Below are 21,214 nucleotides of genomic sequence, written 5' to 3' on the forward strand. Positions count from 1 at the left end.
CTCTTTTCTTCAAATTTAATAGGCACATTCTAAAAATAAAGGTTCTACAGATTCATTCCAAATAGAATAGTAGTGAGACAAAAATTTTTCAGCATCTGTTTGTCCCATTGCAACAACCTCTTCTAAAGGATTAAGAAAATTTGTTTCATCAAAACCATTCGTATCATACTGTTTGCGATTTTTTAAGCCTTTACGGGCAATAGCAAGAGCTTGTCGTGCTAACTCTAAAAGAATAGTTTGACGAAAAGGAGTTCTTAACCCTTCTTTAGGAACGCGTTGGCGCACATCTAAAACTTCTTCAAAACACCAATCTTTTGTCAAAGCTTCAGCCTCATTAAGTGCTTCCCTATCATACAGAAGCCCGACCCAAAAAGCCGACAACGCACAAATGCGCTTCCAAGAACCGCAATCAGCTCCTCTCATTTCTAAAAATCTTTTTAAGCGGACTTCAGGAAATAACGTCGATAAGTGATTAATCCAATCTCCCATGTTTGGAATTGAATTTGCAACTTGTCCTTTTAATGCTCCATTCATAAACTGACGAAATGTTATATGTGTACAATCATAATAACGACCATCCCGCACAACAAAATACATTGGAACATCAAGAGCCCATTCAACATAATCAGCAAAACCAAAACGCTCAGAAAATATAAAGGGAAGAACGCCTGTCCTCTGATTATCCGTATTACGCCAAATTTCAGAACGCCACGACAAAAAGCCATTTGGGCGTCCTTCTGTAAAAGGTGAACTTGCAAATAATGCTGTTGCAATGGACTGTAATTTCATGGACACTTGCATTTTTCGCCGCATATCACTTTCAGATGAAAAATCAAGATTAACCTGAACTGTTGATGTGCGATACATCATATTAAGACCATTATGCCCCACTTTAGGCATATAATCAGTCATAATCTGGTAACGTGATTTAGGCATTCGCGGCGTTTCAGCTAAAGTCCACTTTGGACTAGCTCCAAGACCTAGAAAACCTATACCCAATGGTTCTGCAATTTTTTTGAGAAGAGTTAAATGCTCCATCAACTCGTGATATGTATGGCCTACTGATTTTAATGGTGCACCAGATAATTCAAATTGTCCTCCAGGTTCCAAAGAAATGGCTCCCTGATTAACTGATCCTACGAGCCCAATAATATTCTCGTCATCTAAAATAGGTTTCCATCCTAAGGCGCTTTGCATCCTCTCTAAAAGCGCTCGGATTCCCCTCTCTCCTTCATATGGAACAGGGTGAAAACCATCTTTATAAAACGGAAATTTTTCATGTTCTGTACCAATACGCCAATCATCTTCTGCTTTATACCCCCCTTGGAAATAACTAACCAAGGAATCTAAGTTATAAATTTCACTTTCATCAGTTATATCAAGCGCCATAACTTATCGTATCCTATCATTGGTATCATCATCTTAAATGAATTGTTTAGAATGATTTTACAGATTTCTCAATCCATTGCCCAATCCCCCACGGTAGCATTAAGAAGAGCCAAAGCAGCAACAGCGGCAGTGTCAGCGCGTAAAATACGCGGACCTAATGATATTGGAACCACAAAAGGATGTTTTTTTAAAAAGCTCCGCTCTTCTTCACTAAAGCCACCTTCCGGTCCAATAAGAATACCAGGTGTTGTAACGTCACGCTTTTTAAAAGAAGGTAATGGATTATGCGATTTATGCTCTTCATCACAAAAGAATAAAGGCTGTGTCTCATCCCATCGTGCTAAAAGTTCTGCTAATGATAGAGCAGATACGCATTCAGGGAGAGATAAAATACCACACTGTTCAGAAGCTTCAATAACATTGGCTTCCATACGCGCCATATTGATCCGTGTAACCTGCGTATGATGCGTTATAACAGGCTGCAAAACCGATACCCCCATTTCAACAGCTTTCTGCACCATATAATCCAACCGCGCGTTTTTGAGTGGAGCAAAACAATAGATAAGACTGGAATGCGTCGTTTGTAATCTTTCTTGATGGATAAGCTGAGCCACAACAAATTTCTTCTTAACAATGATAAGCTTAGCAAGCCACTCACCATCCTGTCCATTAAAAAGTAAAATTTCTGCTCCTTCTTTCATACGCAAAACATGCACAAGATAAGAAGCTTGTGCCCCCTCTATCTTTATTTCTTCATTCAAAGCCAATGTCTGCCGTATAAATAATCTTTTAAGTTTATAATTTATGCGCATAAAAATTTTGCCAATGCTCACTATCGTCATCGAGAAAATAAAGAAAAATATATAGCAAAAAGAAAAAATTATATCTATAGAACTATAATATATTAAAGAATTATAGAGTTTTTTTAGCTTTATGAGATAATAATAGGAACTTATAGATCCTTAAGTGATTCTACTTTCATAAAAGTTTAAATAATGCACCATTCATCTTTGCATTCAGTCATTGATGCATCCGTGGAGGAAAAATATGTCTGCTAAAAAAGCTACAATTATTACGATTACAACCCTCTTAGCCTTTATTTTGATTACAGTGGGAATTGGTTCTGTTGGAGCAGATGGGAAGCATACAATTACCAAAGATGGTTATGGTATTTCTTCTGGGATTCAGTAAGCACTGGCCGACATCCCCCTTAAAAATTTAATGTTTTTTAGAAACTTTTATAAGATTTGCATCAATATTATGAATTTCTTGTATTTGAAAGATTCCATAAGAAGGATTTTTATTCCTCTCTTCAATCATTTATCTATATCAACCACACTTATGACGGAGAGAACGATTTTTACTGCTTCACCACGAACGGATTTAAAATGAGAAAATCTTCCGATAGAGTGGGACCTCTGATTTAAATTAAAAGACAATTTTAAGTTGCAAAAAGACGAATTACTATTATAAGATAGAATGCTATGTAGATAAAAAACAATTCTCAATCTGCGTCAATGTCTTTTGTAACCAAAAAATTACCATGGTTTTGCCCTTTAGAGCTTAGAGAAAATGTAAAAGGCCATGCAAGGCTATTAGCGAGACATTGGACGTCTTTACATAAAGTTTCTGATCTATAGTTTTTGCGTAGTTGTGCCTGTAATATCAATTCATTCTGCTTCCCTTGCGCGATAGCAGTTGCAACGGTTCCTTGAATGGATAAGCTCAAGTCTGCTGTACGCATTAATGACTCTGTCACCTTCATCATACCTTCTGAAAAGCTTGTCTGAATATCCCAGTGATCAAATGTTGTTGAAAAAGTATCATTAGTCATTAAAAGAAATTGTTGTTTATTTAAAAGTCTTGTTTGTAATTCGTTCAAATCATACCCTAAGAGCCGACCAGAAGACATCTTCAGTGTTAGTTCACCCTGCATTTTCGTAAAAATTTCTCGCCAAGAATCAGCAAGTGTTCGTATCGTTGCAGTAAAATTCGTTTTGCTTTGTATAAATGGAATAAATCCCAAGGTTTCTAAAGTCTCCTGCATATCAATAGAAGCACCTGAAATATTTCCTCCTATACGCACTTTCTGTCCAGCTGGCGTAACTTCAATATTACTTTGCACGGATCCACCAAAAATATTCGCATGTCCAAGATCAAAAATACCATGCCCATTTCTTATTTGTATTGCAGCCGCTAAATTTGTGAGTGAAATATTTCCTATTTTAGCCTGTGGCGCAGAAAGTCGTATATCCACGCCAATACGATCAAAAATTGTCATATCAAAGAAGGAATTTTTCTTTTTACCTGAAAAAAACATTGAACCCAAGAGGCTAAGATCTAGGTTATCAAAGGCTAACGAGCCCATAACATTTGGTACATAATCTTGAAAATCGAGTTTTAAAGCTCCTCGCGCATTAGCTTTCCCCATCGTAAATGTAACATTGTTCATTTGAATATGCATTGGCTGCGCTAAAAAATGAGATTCCCATACAATGGGTATTTTAAATTTATGTCCCCAAAACTGATTTCCACCAACCCAAGACAATGTCTGATTCCATCCCGGAGAACGCATCGATACTTTTCCGTCAAAAATATAATATTCAGATAACCGAGCCTTTCCTGTAAAAGTTATTCCCCCACGTACAGAATTGAGACTTGCCCTAATATGACTTTTTCCTCCTGCAAGAAGCAGCAATGCTTGAGAAGCATCAATTGATAACTTTGTAAATTCTCCGCGCCAACGCGCATCTGCACGTAACCGTACTTCCTGAGTCGATTCCGGACAATCTAAAGTCGCATTTAATCCTGTTATTTTTTCTGCCATCCCCGAAAAACTATCGTGATACACAAGAACACCATTTTTAATGACAATCCGCCCAAAAGGTTGTTTTAAAAGGTGCTCTATCTCTGGATGTTCAGGATTATGTTTTAATATTTCACGCGTATTGCGTATTGCCAACCCTAATGCACCTTGTGAGCGAGAAAACCGATCAAAAAAATCTGCTATTGTTTTAACAGGCTTTTCCATAACAAATTGAGGACGCATAATCCGCGTCTCTGAAAAAGAAACATGTCCCCAAAGAAGATCGACGACAGAAAGATCAACTTCTATTGATTCAGCTTCCATTAATGGCGCAACATCATCCATTTTTGATGTTAAAGTAACGCCAGAAAGAAATGCTTTAGGATAAGGAAAAAGATGTAACCGCGGTGGATCACGCAATTGCACATTGTAACCGGTCCATGCACTCAAATCCTGCGCTAAACGAATACGAATCGCATCTGTAGAGATAAGATAAGGTAAAACGAGAATCCCCACTCCAAATAAAAAGATAATTGCAATAAAAATTCCGCTCAAAAATTTTATTATTCTGATGCGCACAATATCCCTCTATATTTATCCCCCTATAACAGATTAAAAACAAACTTAAATGATCATAAAAAGTTTTTATAACCCTATAATTCACTATATCCACTTTGTATCTTCATTATTTTTGTTCTTTATCCAAAATTTATTCAAACAGCAATGTTGCTGCTTCTTTATAAAGCAATTATTTAAAAGTCTTCAAAACTATAAATCCACAACATTATAAAACCATTCTTACTGTTCTCATATGAATATTGCTATAAAACTCTATCGTATTATTAGAAAATGCTTTACAAAAAAACAAACAGCCTTACCGAAAGGATCTCTGAATGAATAATATTATCGATGGAAAAAAACTTGCTGAAGAGATTATTGCGAAAGTTAAGGCCGAAACAATAAAGCTCCGCCATCACTATAATATACAACCTAGTATCGCTGTTATTATCGTTGGAGATGATCCCGCAAGTCAAGTATATGTCACCTCAAAAAATAAAAAAGCCGAAGAATGTGGGTTTCTTTCAATCAAACATGTCGTTTCTAAAGAAACGCAAGAAAAAGAACTCCTTCAACTTATTGCAACATTAAATTCTGATCCAAAAATTCATGGTATTTTGGTACAGCTGCCTCTCCCTGCTCATATGAATACAAATCGCATAACACAAGCCGTTGCTTTCCAAAAAGATGTTGATGGTTTTCATTATATTAATGTAGGAAAACTCGCGGCGAATGCACTTGAAGATGCGATTATTCCCTGCACACCAGCTGGTGCTATGATGATGATTGAACGACACTGTGGGCAAGATTTATCTGGACTTGATGCTGTCGTTGTTGGACGCTCTAATATTGTTGGAAAACCTATGGCTGCCCTTTTAACAGCAGCCAATGCCACTGTGACAATTGCCCATAGCCGTACCCGTGACCTTGATGATGTGTGTCGAAGCGCTGATATTCTAGTAGCAGCTGTAGGCCGCCCACAAATGATTAAAAAAGACTGGATAAAAAATGGTGCAATTGTTATTGATGTTGGTATTAACCGCGTTGCTGCACCAGAAAAAGGTATAGGGAAAACACGTCTTGTTGGTGATGTCGATTTTGAAAACGTAAAAGAAAAAGCTGCTGCGATTACCCCTGTTCCAGGAGGCGTTGGACCAATGACAATTGCCATGCTTATGGTTAATACACTCAAAGCCGCCGCGCGATCACACAATCTGCCTATACCAAAATTCTAAGAATTGTAACAATTCCTTGTATATGGTTTTATTGTACATGATTAAGCTTGTTTATTTTTGCATTTTTCATGTCATAAAAACAGATGCCCCTTGATCTGCACGATTAACGGATTGACGAAAAACATGAAAAAGTTCGCGTCCAACACCATGTTCGTTTTTTGAAAGATCAGGAGGTATGATTTTTCGCGCGTTAAATTTTGCTAAATCCTCCAAAAGAGTTAGTTTACCCTCATGAGCATCAAGAAAAACAATATCACCATCCTGCAAACGTGCAATAGGGCCATTATCCATTGCTTCCGGTGTCACATGAATGGCAGCAGGAATTTTTCCTGACGCCCCTGACATACGCCCATCGGTTATCAATGCTACCTTTTGACCGCGATCTTGTAAAACGCCTAAAATGGTCGTTAATTTATGAAGCTCTGGCATACCATTGGCTTTTGGTCCTTGATAGCGAATGACAGCGATAAAATCTTTATCATACAACACTCCAGATTTAAAAGATTTTTGTAGTTCCTCTTGATCATTAAAAACAAAGACTGGTGCTTTAATCTGCCAATACTCTGGTTTAACAGAGGAAACTTTTATAATAGCTGTTCCCAAATCTCCCGATAAAACACGAAGACCACCGTCAGGCTGAAATGGCTTTCTCCACCCTGCTAACACCTTATGATCACCACTTTCCTTGAGAGCCGCTTCACGCACCACATGACCATCAACAGAAAGCTTTGCTTCAATTGCATAAGCATTGAGATCTTTACCAAAAACCGTAGAAACATCTTCATGTACTAAACCTGCCTCGATAAGCTCACGAATAATAAATCCCATCCCCCCAGCAGCATAAAAATGATTGATATCCGCTAAGCCATTAGGATAAATGCGCGCTAAAAGAGGCACAACGGATGAAATTTCTGCAATATCATGCCATGTCAATTTAATACCGCAAACAGCAGCCATAGCAATCAAATGAATCGTGTGATTGGTAGAACCTCCTGTTGCATTTAATCCTACAATGGCATTCACAAAAGAACACTCATCAATGATCATACCAAGTGGACTATAATGATCACCAAGATCTGTCATTTCAAGTACACGTTTTGTAGCTTCTTTTGTTAAAGCATCACGCAACGGTGTATTCGCATTAACAAAAGAAGCTCCCGGCATATGAAGCCCCATCATCTCCAGTATCACCTGATTAGAATTAGCGGTTCCATAAAATGTACATGTTCCTGGTCCATGATAAGAACGTGCTTCTGATGCTAAAAGTGTTTGGCGATCTATTTTATTTTCCGCGTAAAGTTGACGTATCTTCGCTTTTTCATCATTACCTTGACCACTTGTCATAGGACCAGCTGGTATAAAAATTCCTGGTAAATGACCAAATGTTAGTGCACCAATCAATAAACCTGGTACAATTTTATCACATACTCCAAGATACAATGCTGCATCAAAGACATCGTGTGATAAGCTTATAGCTGTCGCCATTGCAATTACTTCACGCGAAAAAAGGGAAAGCTCCATCCCCGCATTTCCCTGCGTAACACCATCGCACATCGCGGGAACACCACCTGCAACCTGTGCAACACCACCAACCATACGGGCCGACTCTTTAATTAAGTGAGGAAATTTTTCAAAAGGTTGATGAGCTGAAAGTAAATCGTTATATGCCGTGATAATGCCAATATTCCCAACGATATTTCCCTTCAAACGCTCTTTATCTATTGCACCACAAGCAGCAAAACCATGAGCCTGATTGGCACATCCTAAAAAACTTCGTTTGGGGCGATGAACTTGTGCTTTCGCAATACGATCTAAGTAAATTTCTCGTGTTGATCGAGAACGTTCATAAATCCTTCGTGTAACTGTAGCAATTGTCTTGGAAAGTGCCATATTCCCCTCCCTCTTTCATTGTTTCTTCCCCTCATTCATTGAGAGAGATTACGTTTTTATTCACCTTGTCTCTCATATTCTAATTCACTTATTTCATTATCTGCAGGCGACCAATAAACCTGCACAAGATGAGGGGAATTACGCAAAACTGCCCGAATAGGCATTTCTATTTCAGATCCATCTTGACAAGCTTTTTCAAAACAATCGCGTTTCTGAAAACCTTCGATATGGAGAATAATACAACGAGACTGCATAATAACTGGCAAAGTTAGTGAGAGTCTTGGCTCAACAGCACTCTTAGCATGAAGGGGCAAAACAAGTGCTTGTGTTCGCAGATCAAGCGCTTGCTTTAAACGATCAGCATCAGGAAAAAAAGAAGCCGTATGTCCATCACCACCCATTCCTAAAACAACAACATCAAAGGGTTTAGGCAAAGTATTAATACGACTCGCCGCTGAAAAAGCAGCAAGTTCAGCAGTAATCGCTTTATGATAAAGCCCTACAAAACGCGCTTTTTCGGCAAAATTTTGTAACAAATGACACCGTACCATATGCTCATTTGAACGTTCATCGTGTGTAGGAACGAAACGTTCATCGACCAAAGTGATAATGATATTTTTCCAATCAATATCCGCTTTTGACAAATAATGAAAAAACAATTCTGGTGTTTTACCACCAGACACCGCTAAAACTGCTCTCTTACGCTCAAGAACAGATACACTAAGCTCTGCGGCTACTCGATCTGCTAATGCCAAGGCTAAAGTCTGAGGGGTTTCAAAATCTAAACGGTCAATATTCATTCTATACATACTTATTGCTCTAAACTAAATTGTTCCATATACGCCCATCACGTTCCATGAGAATCGTCGAAGCAGATGGCCCCCACGAACCAGCGCTATAACTGTGAAAAGGCTGTTTTATTGCTTCCCACCCCTCAATGATTGGATCAATCCAACGCCAAGCAGCCTCAACTTCATCACGGCGCATAAACAGCGTTTGATCTCCACGAATAACATCCATTAATAAACGTTCATAAGCATCAGGATTACGTTCAGAAAATGCGGAAGCAAAACTCATATCTAATGGAATGTGACGAAACCGCATACCGCCGTAACTTGGATCCTTAATCATCAACCATTGTTTTACACCCTCATCAGGTTGGAGACGAATCACAAGCCGATTAGAAAAAATTTCATCTAAATCCACATTAAAAATATTATGAGGAATAGGTTTAAAAACCACAACAATTTCAGACATTCGCGTGAACATGCGCTTACCTGTTCGTAAATAAAAAGGCGTATTAGCCCAACGCCAGTTATCAATCTTAACCTTAAGCGCTACAAATGTTTCAGTCTTACTCACTCTTCCCAGATCATCGAAATAAGACTCTACAGATATACCATTTGATAGACCAGAAAGATACTGCCCACGTACAGTATGCTGTCCTACATTATGTACATCAAGCGGTGTTAAAGAATGTAAAATTTTAAGTTTTTCATCGCGCACAGCATTAGCACTGTTGGTAAATGGTATTTCCATCGCAACCAAACAAAGTAATTGCAGCATATGGTTTTGAACCATATCACGTAGAGCACCAGTGCTTTCATAATATTCTGTACGCCCCTCTAACCCTAAAGATTCAGCAACGGTTATTTGAACATGATCAATATAGTTGGAGTTCCATAGCGGTTCATAAAGTGTATTAACAAACCGCAATGCCATTAAGTTTTGAACAGTTTCCTTCCCAAGATAATGATCAATACGAAAGATCTGCTCTTCATTAAAGGCGCTTGCAAATGCATCATTAAGTGAAACAGCTGTTTTTACATCGCGACCAATTGGTTTTTCAATGATAATCCGTGTTTGTGGTGTCACCAAATCATTTTTTCCCAACTTCATCGCAATATCAGCAAAAAGTGACGAACTAACAGCCAAATAAAAAGCTCGAATATTCGCTGAACCTTGTGACAGAAGGAGAGCTAAATCCTCCCACCCTCGATTTGAGGAAACATCAACAGAAACATAGCTTAAACGTGCAAGAAAACGATTGAGTTCTGTTGAATTGAGATCTTTTGGATGGATATGTTTTTCTAAAGAAGTGCGGACAAAATTTTGATATTCTTCATGACTTAAGGAAGTGCGGGAAGCTCCAATAATACGTGTTGGCTCACTGAATTGACCAACACACTGACAATGATACAAGGCCGGCAAAAGCTTGCGCGACGCCAAGTCACCATTGCCACCAAAAACAATACAATCAAAGGAAGAAACTGGAATAATTTTACGCACCATGAACTTGTTTATTTTTCTATTCGATTATGAAATCCCATATCACTTATAAAAGCTTCCATTATTAAAGCAGACAGATACTAAATAAGCCATTAATTTTCTTCATTTCAAGCAATGTTTCCATTAAAGGCGATCCATTAAAGAAAACCAACGCATTGCTAAAAATATAAGCGGATAACGCAAAACTCCTCCCCCCGGAAAAGATGAAATCTTTAAGTCTTGGAAATAGGAAAAACGTTCATATTTTCCAGTCAACCATTCTGCGTATAATTTTCCTATGAAAGGAGCCAGCATAACGCCATGCCCTGAATAACCACCACAATAAGTCATCCTTGAGAAAAGTTGTCGAACATAGGGCATGCGCTCAACTGTGATGGCAACCGTTCCTCCCCAACAATGGCTTAAATTGATAGAATGTAATTGAGGATAAATTTCAGCAATTTGCCGTTTTATACGTTCATCTAAATTCAAAGGATGTTTATTATCATAACTTTCTACGCCACCAAATAAGAGACGATTATCAATGCTTTTGCGAAAATAGCGAACCATAAAACGGGAATCATCAACCGATTCTCCGCCTGCGAGAATTGAACTGTGCTTTGGTAATGGGTCCGTTGCTCCAATATAAGAACGAATAGAAACAATATTTTTTTCAATAAAACGCTCCAGACCAAGTTTATACCCATTTGTTGCAAGTAAAACATGCTCTGCTGTTACACTGCCTTTTTCTGTTATCACTTTCCAATGGGCTCCCTTGCGCTTTACTGTCGTTACTTGTGACTTCTCATAAAGCTTAGCACCAGCATCTTTAGCTTTTTTTGCCAATCCAATAATCAATTTTAAGGGATTTATATGGCCGGTATCCGCATCATAAATACCACCACAATAAAAAGACGATCCAAGTCGCCTAGATGTTTCTGCCCTATCCATAAAAGTAAGCGCATGATAGCCATAACGCTGCATCACCTCAATATGCCGTTGATAAGAGAGAAGCTCACGCCTTTTATGTGTCACAGAAAGCTGTCCTCCTATCAAATCACACGAACAATTAGGCATCGCGCATAAAGATAAAATATCTCTTTTAGCTTCTTCTGCTAAATCAAACAGAGCCTTACTTCGCTCAAAACCATACTTTTTTTCTAATGTTTCTACCCATTGCCGTTGCCCTGTTCCCAGCTGTCCACCATTGCGCCCTGAAGCACCATCACCAAAACGTGATGCTTCAAATAAAACAACATCTACTCCAGCCTTGACTAAATGATAAGCAGCCGACAGACCCGTAAATCCGCCTCCAATAATGACCACATCACACTGTCTGTTTTCACAAAAAGAAGGATAAGAGGGACGTTCTTTTAAAGTATCTTCATACCAAGAAATTCCTGGAGAAATTGAATTATAATCAATCATCGTCATAAAATTTAAACATTCAGCAGAAGATATTCACGCTCCCACGGACTAATTACTTCCATGAAAGTTTCAAACTCTTGTCGTTTGATTGCAGCATAAGTACTGACAAACACATCCCCTAAAATAGCACGTATCGCTGTATCTTGTTCAAACAAATTGACTGCCTCAATGAGTCCACGCGGTAACTCAATATTATCAGCGTTTACATTATTTGTCGCTGGCTCATCCGGCTCAATTTTTTGTTGCAAACCAATAAGACCACACGCTAGAGAAGCTGCAAGGGCTAAATAAGGATTCGCATCTGATGAAGGAAGTCTATTCTCAACACGCCGCGCTTGAGGAGCAGAACGGGGAACTCGAAAAGCTGTAGTACGGTTATCATATCCCCATCGCAAATTAACAGGAGCCGAATTATCAGGGACAAGACGTCGATAAGAATTCACATAAGGCGCAAGCATCACAAGTACCCCTGGCATATGTTTTTGCAATCCACCAATAAAATGGCGAAAACAGATACTTTCTTCACCATTTTCCTGTGTAAAAATATTCATACCGGTTTTCTTATCAACAACCGATTGGTGAATATGCATAGCAGAACTCGGCTGCCCTTGAATGGGTTTTGCCATAAAAGTTGCATACATATTATGTTTTAGAGCTGCTTCACGAATTGTTCGTTTGAACATAAAAACTTGATCCGCTAATTCAATAGGATCACCATGACGTAAGTTAATTTCAAACTGACCTGCTCCTTCTTCATGAATGAGAGTATCAATTTCCAATCCTTGTGCCTCTGAAAATTGATAAATATCATCAATCAAATCATCAAACTCATTAACACCAGCAATGGAATACCCTTGTCCACCACCAATTGAACGCCCAGAACGACCAACCGGTGGAACTAACGGATAATCAGGATCGGGATTTTTTTGTACCAAATAAAACTCAATTTCTGGTGAAACAACAGGGCTTAAACCCATTTTTGTGTAAAAATGAACCACCGTTCGTAAAACATTGCGTGGTGTGTAATCCACAACCTGACCATTTTGATACACAAGATCACAAATCACCTGTGCTGTGGGAGCATCTTCCCATGGAACAATGCTTAACGTAGAAAGATCAGGCTCAAGGCGTAAATCACCATCTGCTTTAGGATATTCAAAACCATGACCATCTTCAGGATAATCCCCTGAAATTGTTGCCATAAAAACTGCTGAAGGCAATGCTAATGATGTTTCCGATGTAAATTTTTTAGAAAGCATCATCTTGCCCCGTGGTACCCCTGCTTGATCAGGCGTAATACATTCAATATCCTCTACCTTACGGAAAGCAAGCCATTGTGAAACTTGTTCCCAATTGTGCACACCACGTAAACTTTTGAGAAAACGAGAGACAGGTTTAAAATTTTTACTTTTCGTTTGTTTACCATTTTTTACAGCCATAACATACCAACTTTACAAACAATCAAGTTCTATTCTTATAGTATCAGCCCCTGCATAAACGACACGAAAAAAAATTATCAACTGATATTTTTGAAGAATACTATAAGATCTATCAAGGTAAAAGAACTTTACGCTCAACAAGCTATCCTATCACCATAGTGAAAAAGTTGATATTGCACGCGATACATCGGTGCGAACCTTCTTCTTATATAAAACAGCGAGAAATACCATATTGTACGTAACCTAATTCCGATTCAAATAATCATATATAAGCAAACATTGGCGAGGATAATAAAGGTGAAATATTTAATTTCCTTTTGGTTGTAGTAATGCTTCATATTAAAAGAAAAGTTTCTTTTCTTTTAATATGAAGCAAGTTTTGTAACTCTATTGTTATCCACATAGAAGTAAACACCCTAGGATGGTGAGTAGCCTTTACAGCTAGTGCTTACAAACACTCACCCCGCCGTAATATACGTAAATGTATTTTCAGGATAAGATATACGCTCAGCATTTCCGACATGAAACTTAACCATCCCCTGCATAATAGAGCTATCAACCTTGCTCTGAGCAGATACTTATAGACTCTGCACTTATATCAATTCCCACCGCTTGACATTGCACTTCGCACACAATATTTGGAGCTGAAAATACAGTAGATAGGATTTTTTGCTAATTGCGCCATGCGTGATCCAACATTTGATAGTCTCCAGCCCTCTAGGGGTGTGTTATTCTATATCTAAAAAGCCAAAAAATCAGGATCTGAGAACACAATAATATCAATTTCCTTTGAACTAACGTCCTTCATCGTCGATCTTCCACCATCGTAAAATCTTTTTTGTATCAGTTGCTTTCACATACTTTGACTTATGATCTAGTGATACTGTGCAGATTGAGTACACACTCCCAGAGCCCAGATTGTAATTAAGTTCGTAGCATTCTGCTCTTTTATAGAGCTAATATTTGAAAATAAATAACCATAATCTTCAGATATAATACGCCTAGGTTCAATAATTACCGTAAGCTTATGTAAATCACAACCCAATTGTGATAATGCCTCATAAATTTTGCGAGGGTATTCGTCATTGACCGTCACGGCATCGCAGAACACTGTGGAAGTCGGATATCCCCCGCCTAGACTGATAAAACTTTTTTGATCCTTCAATGCGTAAATATCCTTTCCAGCCTTAGTTAAGGTGGATACTATTAACTCAGTCGAATTCAAATTAGAGCCCACATGCAAAGGCACCCCATTAAGCCTAATCCTATTGGATTCTAGCAAAGATAATGCGGCACGTAACTCCGCCGCAGTCATACCAAAACGCGATCTATCCCCGTTTGCCAGTACATGGCACAATCTCAATGAGATTTTAGGCAATATGTCAAAATGGCGGGCAAGAGCGATGATGTCATGTAATTCGATAATATTATCACACTGGACATTTATATGTTTTCTAATAGATAATTCTATCTCTTCTCGAAGTTTTACAGGGATATTAAAAATATATATCTACCTTTAAAACCATCTTTTTGCGCTAATGATATTTCATAACCAGACGCAAATTCCAAGTCCCAGCAACATAACAATGATGCCCCGCATGTCCATTAAAATACCCTGCTTTTTCTCGCCCTAGGCATCCATAGCCCGACCACGTAAAACAAGATACCAATTACAATATCAGACCATAAGGCTGCAAGAGAAAGTTCTTTTATATTTTTATCCTTACATTGCCTCTTAAACAAGCTAGCCTGTTCATATAATAAGTTATATGTATAATACATATAACTTCTATAAAAGGAGGATTCATTATATTCCGTGAAAATCTTTGGTAATACACTCGGGTGATTGGATCACCAGTCGCCCGTCAATAATATAGTGCAAGTTAAGAAATTGGGGGAGGTAAGCTGTGCAACTCGTGGATCATCCTTTTGTGAAGTTCGATCAACTCAAGCCAATTTACAACTTCACATATCCGTTATTTCGCACTATTTCAAATGAATTTTACAATTACCTAGACTTTAATAAACTAGCGCAAAGTAAGCAGATTCCACAAGCGCGTACCATTTCTCTTTATTTGCATATTCCCTTTTGCGAAACCATCTGTTCCTTCTGTCCCTTTCAGAAAGGGGCCTACAAGCGCATTAAGCAAATCGAATCTTATATGTCAGCGCTTACCACAGAGATCAGAACCAAAGGAAATTTCATTCGCTCGCTTAGAGGGCCCATCCGCAGCATCTATATAGGGGGCGGCACACCGTCGCTTTTGTCTGCAGATAATATCCGACACATCGGAAAAGTATTGCATGGCGAATTTGAGCTCTCTTCCTTAACCGAGTTTACACTGGAAAGCGAACCGAAGAGCGTCACACGTGATAAACTTTATACTGCCCGTGAGATCGGCTTTAACCGGATCAGCTTCGGTATACAGAGTTTCATTGAGCGTTTCCGATCATTGTTTAACCTCACCTCAACACGTGAACAAATCAACAATACCGTGGCTTGGTCACAAGAGATCATTGGACATGTCGGTTTCGACCTACTATATGGCATGCACAGCCAGCAAGCCGAAAAACTATTATACGATTTGAAGCAAGCCAGCGAGCTTCATCCTGAAACCATCAGCCTCTATGCAATCAACAATCTGGCTATCACGTCGCAACTGCATAAGTCTTACGCACAAAAAGGGCTAAAGCCATCCAGCCTACAGCATCGACAGATGCTTCGCTTATTTAGCGACATCGTTATGCGCAGCTGCAGCTATGCGCCGTGTAATGGGCATTCCTATATCAAAATTGCCAATAACACTCCTCTAACGCTCGCTAAAACGAGTTCAGCTAATTATTTCCGCTATCACAAATATTTGCATGGTTATCATGACGATTATGTGGTTGGATTCGGAGCGTCAGCACTGTCGATTCTCGGCTCACTCGTCACACGAGCCAATCCCAGTCGAAGCGGATACATTACCGACATACAACTTAAAGGAAAATCCAAAGTATACTACAATTGGGTATCAGCGGAGCAACAAGCCTCCAAGGCTTTGTGTATGAGGCTACCTTATAACGGTTATGCCAAAAAAGAAAGAATTGACTGGACCGCACTCCCCTCTTTCGTTTACAATAACCTACAACAGCTCATAGGTGCAGGTCTCATCGCAGAAAGTGATAACGATCTCCGCTGACTCAGCGTGGTTGGCAATGGTATTCCAACCTTATGTATTTTCTTCTACCTCAGGCAGATAGGAATATCTTGGACGGCTATGTCTCAAACATGCTGAATACAACCGCCGTACTTGATGGGCCAGCGGAAACCTGTGTGGCATCTTAAGGAGAAAAGAATGTTCACTCTTTTTGCCAATAAGAACATACGCTATTTTTGCCTAACCGTTAGTCTGCTCGCCTTACTCAGCGGTGCTTTGCGTACTGCAATCCCGCTATTAGCAAAACAATCTGGATATGGCGTAGTCGGAGTAAGTTGGGCGCAAGGTCTCTTCTCATTAGCGTGGCCAATTTTCGGCATCCTTGCAGGCGCTTTACTTGATCGCTGCGACAAAATAAAACTTGCCACCTCGGCTCTCCTCATCTTCATGCTACTGCATATTGTACTGTTCGTACTGCTCATGATACAGATTGCTCCAGCCGAACAAATTTTCTTCTATGCAACCATTGCTGGATTCATCGTCGTTTCTGCCGAAGCTTATATAATGACGATTCCACCACTTATCATGGAGGGAGAGCGATTGATGACCTTCTACTCAATTGTCTTGTTTTTAGATTTCGGGGTCTCCTATTTTCTTGCCCCTGTCATAACAAGCAGCATTTTAGCGCATAGCACACTGCTATTTCTTGGCCTGTTAATCGTGCTTTTTATCACATTGATTTTTACCGCTCGCCGTGCTGTTCCGACATCGCCAACACCTGATAAAGAAAACATCACTTTCCGTTATATCATTGCCGGCTTTCGTTTCACTTTTTCAAATCGGCATCTTACCTCCCTTACATTACTCACATTCTTTCTATCGGTGGTATTTGGAGCATTCCTAACCTCGTTCATTTTCTTCGTTACCGACGGTCGGTATCTGGGCCTACATAGCAGCCAATATGGCGTGATGTTTGCAGCCTACGCGCTTGGTACAATGGCAGGTGCCCTATTTGCGCCACGTATACGCTATGCACCGGTGCGCCTAGCTGTTCTCACTGACGGTTTAGGGACGGTTATCTTGCTGCTGGTTCCAGCCTTTTCAAAAAGTGCTGTCGTCGTATGGGGCGTCACCTTTATTGCTGGCGTTGGAGCAAGCTTATGGTTTATTGGTGTTACCGCCTTCAGGCAGCGCCTCACACCAAAACAACTTCTCGGGCGAGCTAATTCTGCTTTTCGGGTGATCGGCTATGCTGGAATGCCGGTCGGAAGCTTTTTGGTCGGCGTCCTTGGTTCTTTTATATCATTGCAGTTTGCTGCCGCCTTTATCGCTGGACTACTATTGGTGGCTATCGCGATAACGCTTCCATTTCTTTGGCAGGCTGATCATATAGACACACCCAACCCTGCCACGAGGTAACAGCTGCCTTTTAAAAAAGACACGGTCAAAAAAGGCACACATACCCTATTACGCAATCGATTGACCTGTTCTTTGGACGAGGAAATTATAACCGTAATGGCTGATAGAGCCAGCGGCAATAATGGAAGCAGCTAAACAAGCGTTAAAGGCAAAATAGCCCCTTTTACGTTGCATTGGGCGATAATCTCAACGCCTATATGAAGGATGCAGAGAGCTTATAGCGTACGGAGCACAATTCTTAACTAAAAACTCCGCCCTAGCAATGCCCACTTATACTCCAATTAATCTGTCACCCGCTGGACATCAAATGCCTCACCCCTTTACTGCTCCTCAAAATACATTTTGCTGCACTTACGCGCCGTATTCTTCCTTTGGAATTAAAAGAGCAGCCCTCCTTTCCTAATTTAAGATCTCTGTCTACAAAACGCAGCAACAGATGCGACCATATATGCAATCACGCCTTAGGACCTGCATAGTAGAAAGCTTAGTTCAAGAGATTCATAAAGCCTATATCCCAATAAATTTACCACCCAATTCACCTTTTAAAAGGGCGGCTTTATATAAACCGTTAGAGCAAGCTATGAAATCCTTAGGTGTATTAGAAATAATTGGCGATTTTACCTCAGACCAATGTTGATTGACTTTTACTCGTGCATATACGCAAGCGGTGCTACTCTTTTCTCAGATAGAAAGGACATAATCGTTACCATCTGACCTATTATTGTTTGAAAATAAAGAAAAAGTATCAGTGTGACTGATGATATTGAAGAGCTATCTCATTATGTGGCTGTACTTAATTACGGCATTGGGAAGCTAGACACGCAATCACCCATTTCTGCGCGCCTTCTGCATGATATTCATAAGATTTTATTACGCGGTAAACGGGGTACGTCCAAAAGCCTTGGCGAATTTCGCAAAGCACAAAATTAGCTTGGCGGTACGCAACTAAAGACAGCGTCATTCGTGCCGCCCGCTCCTACCACAGCCCCCCACTTTCTCTACCACCATCCCCCGCTTAGAATCACGCCAACTCATTACCGGTGCCTCGTCAAACACCACACCAGTCTCAAGGGCGATAAAATGCGCCTTGCCGCATTTAATCTTCAGCATTTCTTTAAGGCACAAATCAAACTCGCTATTCGTTCCTTTTGTTTCCAGTACAAAATAAAGCTTTTGCGCGCCATCTCACTCTTAAACACCCCCAAATCCAGCGTGTAAGAGCCTATGAGCGTCATGATTTTAAAGCTCCTTGGCAATTAAAAAAATAATTTTACTTCGGAGGCATTATCATTAATTTTGCGCAAATTCTTTCTCAATTATAAACCACATGATCATATACACTCTTCTCACTCACCAGAGCTGTACGCTCTAAATTCGCCAAAAGTTAGCTACTTGCAAAACATTCTTGCACACTATAGTCTTGGCCAGCTAGTTTTAAATATTTAATACCAGCAATAGTAAAATTGACATACGCTTTATCGAGGATTTCCTCCGCGCACTCTAAAAAAGCTTGCGTTTTTTGCAAAATCTAATACGCGCCCACTATTTAGCAAAAAATCAATATCACAAGCTTCTTGATATGCTCGTTCGCGATATTTCTGGCTAATAGCCGCACAATCATTTGGCGCATTCAAATCGGTAAGCATCTCTACTAAAAACGATGGACAGCTATTAATTTCGACTCAATCCATATAAGATGACCCACACACTATTTTTTCCTGTGTCTTTATGTAAGTCATAGGCAAGTTCCTATTTAACAGTATCTTCACTTTCAAACCTTCTCGTCTTTTATTAACTTTTTATCAGTATAAAGCCAGGCCAAATTAAGCGGGATAATTAAACATATACAAAGCAAGGTGAAACAAAAAGCTGCTTCTATACAAACATTGTTCGCCAACCAACCAATCAGCACAAGCGCTAAAATACCAAAAATACGTGCAAGAAAACTAACAATGGATAAAACCGTATTTGCATTCTTTTGTTGAATATGTTTAAAAAATTCTGCTTCAAACTGCGTTACGGGGACAGAAAAAAAACTGTGAAATACGGTGAATAAAATAATGGGGGCCCAACTGTTTGCAACGAGAAGCAGAGCAAGCATAACAACAGCACTCAGGACTAGTGAGTACAAAGTTATCGCCATAGGAGCGTATTTTTGCATAAGATATTTAATTACAAAGCGATTAAATAAGTATTTTACGAGAGTATAAGACACAAAGCACAGGCCAAGAATAAGAATTTTAGTCTTTCCTGTTGCATTGTCTAATACTCCTGTTTGTCCCAAAATAAAAGGTTGCCAAAAATGAAATATTGGTTGCAATGCGGCAACAATAAAACCACATATCAATATATAATATAACCCGATTTTTGAGGTAACTAAATAAGCAAAAGCTTCTGTTGCATGCAACAAAGAACCTGAGTCTATTGGCTGACTATCCGAAACGGATGCAATACCTATCCCCGTCACCCGACTAAAAAAGAATACAAGTACGAGAAATCCGAAAGAACAAAAATAATATGCCGACTGATAATTATCCATACACAAAACAATAAGAACACCTAGCGCACCAGCAACCGTATTCATGAATGCCGTTAGTTCCCGCTTATAGGCGTTTACTTGGTGGTAGATCAAACTATCCTTGTAACCACCGCCGTCGATTAAGCCTTTAATCCATGTGCTATCAGCGCCAGAATATAAAGCAAAGCCTAAAGCATAAATAATTTCTGCCGGAATTAAGACAGAAAGATTAGGCGCGTAGATACATAAAAAGAAGAAAAGCGAAAAAAAGAAACATGATAAGATAACATTTTGTTTAACGCCGATTTTATCTCCTAAAATCCCACAAGGCACTTCAAAAATACAAATAGCTACGCTAAACACAATTTGCAATAAAGCTAACTGTGTTATGCTAACGCCCATAGACAAGAAAAAAAAAGCATGGAAGGAACCTGTAATCAGCCGAACCCCGCTCATTGCCGCACAGCCATAGAGCAATTTTTTAACTTCATAATTTATCGTCATTAATATATCCAAAAGCTATAAAGCTGCCAGCTTTATATATTCTAAAACCTCAATTCAGAAGGGAGCTTCGAGCAGCCATTTTCTGCCCACTTGCTCGGGCTTTGAGCGCAGTAACATCACCCCGCTTAATTTGATTTTTTCAGTTGTTTATACATATTTTTAGTTTTCATAACTTTACCTCCTGTATTAGAAGTGTGGATTATAGCTACCTTTTGTCGATTTATTATCTTGATATAAAAAGCTTTGCTCTCCTCCCCGCGCTCACGTTAAGTATTTCATGCACCAATCATTCTGCAACAACCACCGCAGCACTTGGAAACTCATGCGCCGCTTCGGGCAAAGTACGCTTATATTCACACCAATTTGTCACTGGCTGTGCACTACACTCAAAACCCATTTCAAGCGTCGCAAAATGCGTTTTGTTCGCTCTCATGCTCTAATACCGCCCAATCTGGTGTAAGAGCCAATTAGCGTTGCAATTTTAAAACTCCTTGGCAATTAAAAAATAATCTTACATCAGGGGGCATTATCGAGATTTTGCACAAACTCTTTCTCAATACAGTTCTCACAAATCACATGATCATAAACACTTTTCTCGTTGACTACCGCAAGCCATTTGT

The 21,214-nt window shown here is 39.4% G+C and carries 18 protein-coding genes; 5 read left to right on the forward strand and 13 right to left on the reverse strand.

What is annotated here, in order from left to right; translation table 11 throughout:
• Positions 1-15 precede the first annotated feature (15 nt).
• Both ACFIJQ_RS01850 and ACFIJQ_RS01855 read right to left on the reverse strand, forming a co-directional pair.
• Entirely contained in the window at positions 16-1,389 is a 1,374-nt protein-coding gene (locus ACFIJQ_RS01850; RefSeq protein ID WP_273787880.1) for a glutamate--cysteine ligase, read from the reverse strand.
• A gap of 68 nt (positions 1,390-1,457) precedes the next feature.
• A complete protein-coding gene (locus tag ACFIJQ_RS01855; protein WP_375628243.1) occupies positions 1,458-2,201 on the reverse strand; it encodes a 16S rRNA (uracil(1498)-N(3))-methyltransferase in 744 nt (247 codons plus the stop codon).
• A gap of 235 nt (positions 2,202-2,436) precedes the next feature.
• Between ACFIJQ_RS01855 and ACFIJQ_RS01860 the strand changes: the two genes are divergently transcribed.
• Positions 2,437-2,580, forward strand: a complete 144-nt coding sequence (locus tag ACFIJQ_RS01860; protein WP_012754785.1) for a hypothetical protein — start codon at positions 2,437-2,439, stop codon at positions 2,578-2,580.
• 313 nt (positions 2,581-2,893) lie between these two features.
• Here the strand turns inward: ACFIJQ_RS01860 and ACFIJQ_RS01865 are convergent, their stop codons facing one another.
• A complete protein-coding gene (locus ACFIJQ_RS01865) occupies positions 2,894-4,774 on the reverse strand; it encodes an AsmA family protein (RefSeq protein ID WP_375628245.1) in 1,881 nt (626 codons plus the stop codon).
• Positions 4,775-5,088: 314 nt separating this feature from the next.
• Between ACFIJQ_RS01865 and folD the strand changes: the two genes are divergently transcribed.
• Complete coding sequence (gene folD / locus ACFIJQ_RS01870) at positions 5,089-5,988, forward strand: bifunctional methylenetetrahydrofolate dehydrogenase/methenyltetrahydrofolate cyclohydrolase FolD (protein ID WP_273787877.1); 900 nt, start codon at positions 5,089-5,091, stop codon at positions 5,986-5,988.
• A 66-nt stretch (positions 5,989-6,054) separates the two neighbouring features.
• Here folD and edd read toward each other — a convergent pair whose 3' ends face one another.
• The 6 genes from edd to ACFIJQ_RS01900 all read right to left on the reverse strand — a co-directional run bounded on the left by edd (position 6,055) and on the right by ACFIJQ_RS01900 (position 14,523).
• Positions 6,055-7,878, reverse strand: a complete 1,824-nt coding sequence (edd, locus tag ACFIJQ_RS01875) for a phosphogluconate dehydratase (protein ID WP_375628247.1) — start codon at positions 7,876-7,878, stop codon at positions 6,055-6,057.
• 56 nt (positions 7,879-7,934) lie between these two features.
• A complete protein-coding gene (gene pgl / locus ACFIJQ_RS01880; protein WP_375628249.1) occupies positions 7,935-8,687 on the reverse strand; it encodes a 6-phosphogluconolactonase in 753 nt (250 codons plus the stop codon).
• A gap of 10 nt (positions 8,688-8,697) precedes the next feature.
• Positions 8,698-10,170, reverse strand: a complete 1,473-nt coding sequence (zwf, locus tag ACFIJQ_RS01885) for a glucose-6-phosphate dehydrogenase (RefSeq protein WP_375628251.1) — start codon at positions 10,168-10,170, stop codon at positions 8,698-8,700.
• Positions 10,171-10,290: 120 nt separating this feature from the next.
• Positions 10,291-11,574 (reverse strand): FAD-binding oxidoreductase, encoded by a 1,284-nt coding sequence (locus ACFIJQ_RS01890; RefSeq protein ID WP_273787925.1) that lies wholly within the window; start codon positions 11,572-11,574, stop codon positions 10,291-10,293.
• 11 nt (positions 11,575-11,585) lie between these two features.
• Positions 11,586-13,013, reverse strand: coding sequence for a glutamine synthetase family protein (locus ACFIJQ_RS01895; protein WP_012754778.1), 1,428 nt, complete (start codon positions 13,011-13,013; stop codon positions 11,586-11,588).
• A gap of 874 nt (positions 13,014-13,887) precedes the next feature.
• Positions 13,888-14,523, reverse strand: coding sequence for a hypothetical protein (locus ACFIJQ_RS01900; protein WP_375628328.1), 636 nt, complete (start codon positions 14,521-14,523; stop codon positions 13,888-13,890).
• A 397-nt stretch (positions 14,524-14,920) separates the two neighbouring features.
• On the opposite strand from ACFIJQ_RS01900, the gene ACFIJQ_RS01905 reads away from it, so the two are divergent.
• Positions 14,921-16,195: a coproporphyrinogen-III oxidase family protein gene (locus ACFIJQ_RS01905; protein WP_375628252.1), complete on the forward strand. Its 1,275-nt coding sequence runs from the start codon at positions 14,921-14,923 to the stop codon at positions 16,193-16,195.
• 156 nt (positions 16,196-16,351) lie between these two features.
• A complete protein-coding gene (locus tag ACFIJQ_RS01910) occupies positions 16,352-17,572 on the forward strand; it encodes an MFS transporter (RefSeq protein ID WP_375628254.1) in 1,221 nt (406 codons plus the stop codon).
• A gap of 48 nt (positions 17,573-17,620) precedes the next feature.
• Here the strand turns inward: ACFIJQ_RS01910 and ACFIJQ_RS01915 are convergent, their stop codons facing one another.
• The gene (locus ACFIJQ_RS01915) at positions 17,621-17,746 is read right to left on the reverse strand and encodes a hypothetical protein (RefSeq protein ID WP_375619704.1); all 126 of its coding nucleotides are present in this window, start codon (positions 17,744-17,746) and stop codon (positions 17,621-17,623) included.
• 576 nt (positions 17,747-18,322) lie between these two features.
• On the opposite strand from ACFIJQ_RS01915, the gene ACFIJQ_RS01920 reads away from it, so the two are divergent.
• A complete protein-coding gene (locus ACFIJQ_RS01920) occupies positions 18,323-18,502 on the forward strand; it encodes a hypothetical protein (RefSeq protein WP_375628256.1) in 180 nt (59 codons plus the stop codon).
• A 27-nt stretch (positions 18,503-18,529) separates the two neighbouring features.
• Here the strand turns inward: ACFIJQ_RS01920 and ACFIJQ_RS01925 are convergent, their stop codons facing one another.
• The 3 genes from ACFIJQ_RS01925 to ACFIJQ_RS01935 form a co-directional block, all read right to left on the reverse strand.
• The gene (locus tag ACFIJQ_RS01925; protein ID WP_375628258.1) at positions 18,530-18,697 is read right to left on the reverse strand and encodes a hypothetical protein; all 168 of its coding nucleotides are present in this window, start codon (positions 18,695-18,697) and stop codon (positions 18,530-18,532) included.
• 646 nt (positions 18,698-19,343) lie between these two features.
• Positions 19,344-20,594, reverse strand: a complete 1,251-nt coding sequence (locus tag ACFIJQ_RS01930) for an MFS transporter (RefSeq protein ID WP_375628260.1) — start codon at positions 20,592-20,594, stop codon at positions 19,344-19,346.
• A gap of 286 nt (positions 20,595-20,880) precedes the next feature.
• A complete protein-coding gene (locus ACFIJQ_RS01935) occupies positions 20,881-21,027 on the reverse strand; it encodes a hypothetical protein (RefSeq protein ID WP_273787866.1) in 147 nt (48 codons plus the stop codon).
• Positions 21,028-21,214 lie beyond the last annotated feature (187 nt).

Source organism: Bartonella sp. TT67HLJMS (assembly GCF_042193375.1).
GTDB classification, from domain to species: domain Bacteria; phylum Pseudomonadota; class Alphaproteobacteria; order Rhizobiales; family Rhizobiaceae; genus Bartonella; species Bartonella grahamii.

Bases quoted from the DNA above. Each gene is read 5' to 3' on its own strand.
- ACFIJQ_RS01850 (WP_273787880.1), bottom strand. From the start codon at position 1,389: ATGGCGCTTGATATAACTGATGAAAGTGAAATTTATAACTTAGATTCC.
- ACFIJQ_RS01855 (WP_375628243.1), bottom strand. From the start codon at position 2,201: ATGCGCATAAATTATAAACTTAAAAGATTATTTATACGGCAGACATTG.
- ACFIJQ_RS01860 (WP_012754785.1), top strand. From the start codon at position 2,437: ATGTCTGCTAAAAAAGCTACAATTATTACGATTACAACCCTCTTAGCC.
- folD (WP_273787877.1), top strand. From the start codon at position 5,089: ATGAATAATATTATCGATGGAAAAAAACTTGCTGAAGAGATTATTGCG.
- edd (WP_375628247.1), bottom strand. From the start codon at position 7,878: ATGGCACTTTCCAAGACAATTGCTACAGTTACACGAAGGATTTATGAA.
- pgl (WP_375628249.1), bottom strand. From the start codon at position 8,687: ATGTATAGAATGAATATTGACCGTTTAGATTTTGAAACCCCTCAGACT.
- zwf (WP_375628251.1), bottom strand. From the start codon at position 10,170: ATGGTGCGTAAAATTATTCCAGTTTCTTCCTTTGATTGTATTGTTTTT.
- ACFIJQ_RS01890 (WP_273787925.1), bottom strand. From the start codon at position 11,574: ATGATTGATTATAATTCAATTTCTCCAGGAATTTCTTGGTATGAAGAT.
- ACFIJQ_RS01895 (WP_012754778.1), bottom strand. From the start codon at position 13,013: ATGGCTGTAAAAAATGGTAAACAAACGAAAAGTAAAAATTTTAAACCT.
- ACFIJQ_RS01910 (WP_375628254.1), top strand. From the start codon at position 16,352: ATGTTCACTCTTTTTGCCAATAAGAACATACGCTATTTTTGCCTAACC.
- ACFIJQ_RS01915 (WP_375619704.1), bottom strand. From the start codon at position 17,746: ATGCAACGTAAAAGGGGCTATTTTGCCTTTAACGCTTGTTTAGCTGCT.
- ACFIJQ_RS01930 (WP_375628260.1), bottom strand. From the start codon at position 20,594: ATGACGATAAATTATGAAGTTAAAAAATTGCTCTATGGCTGTGCGGCA.
- ACFIJQ_RS01935 (WP_273787866.1), bottom strand. From the start codon at position 21,027: ATGAGAGCGAACAAAACGCATTTTGCGACGCTTGAAATGGGTTTTGAG.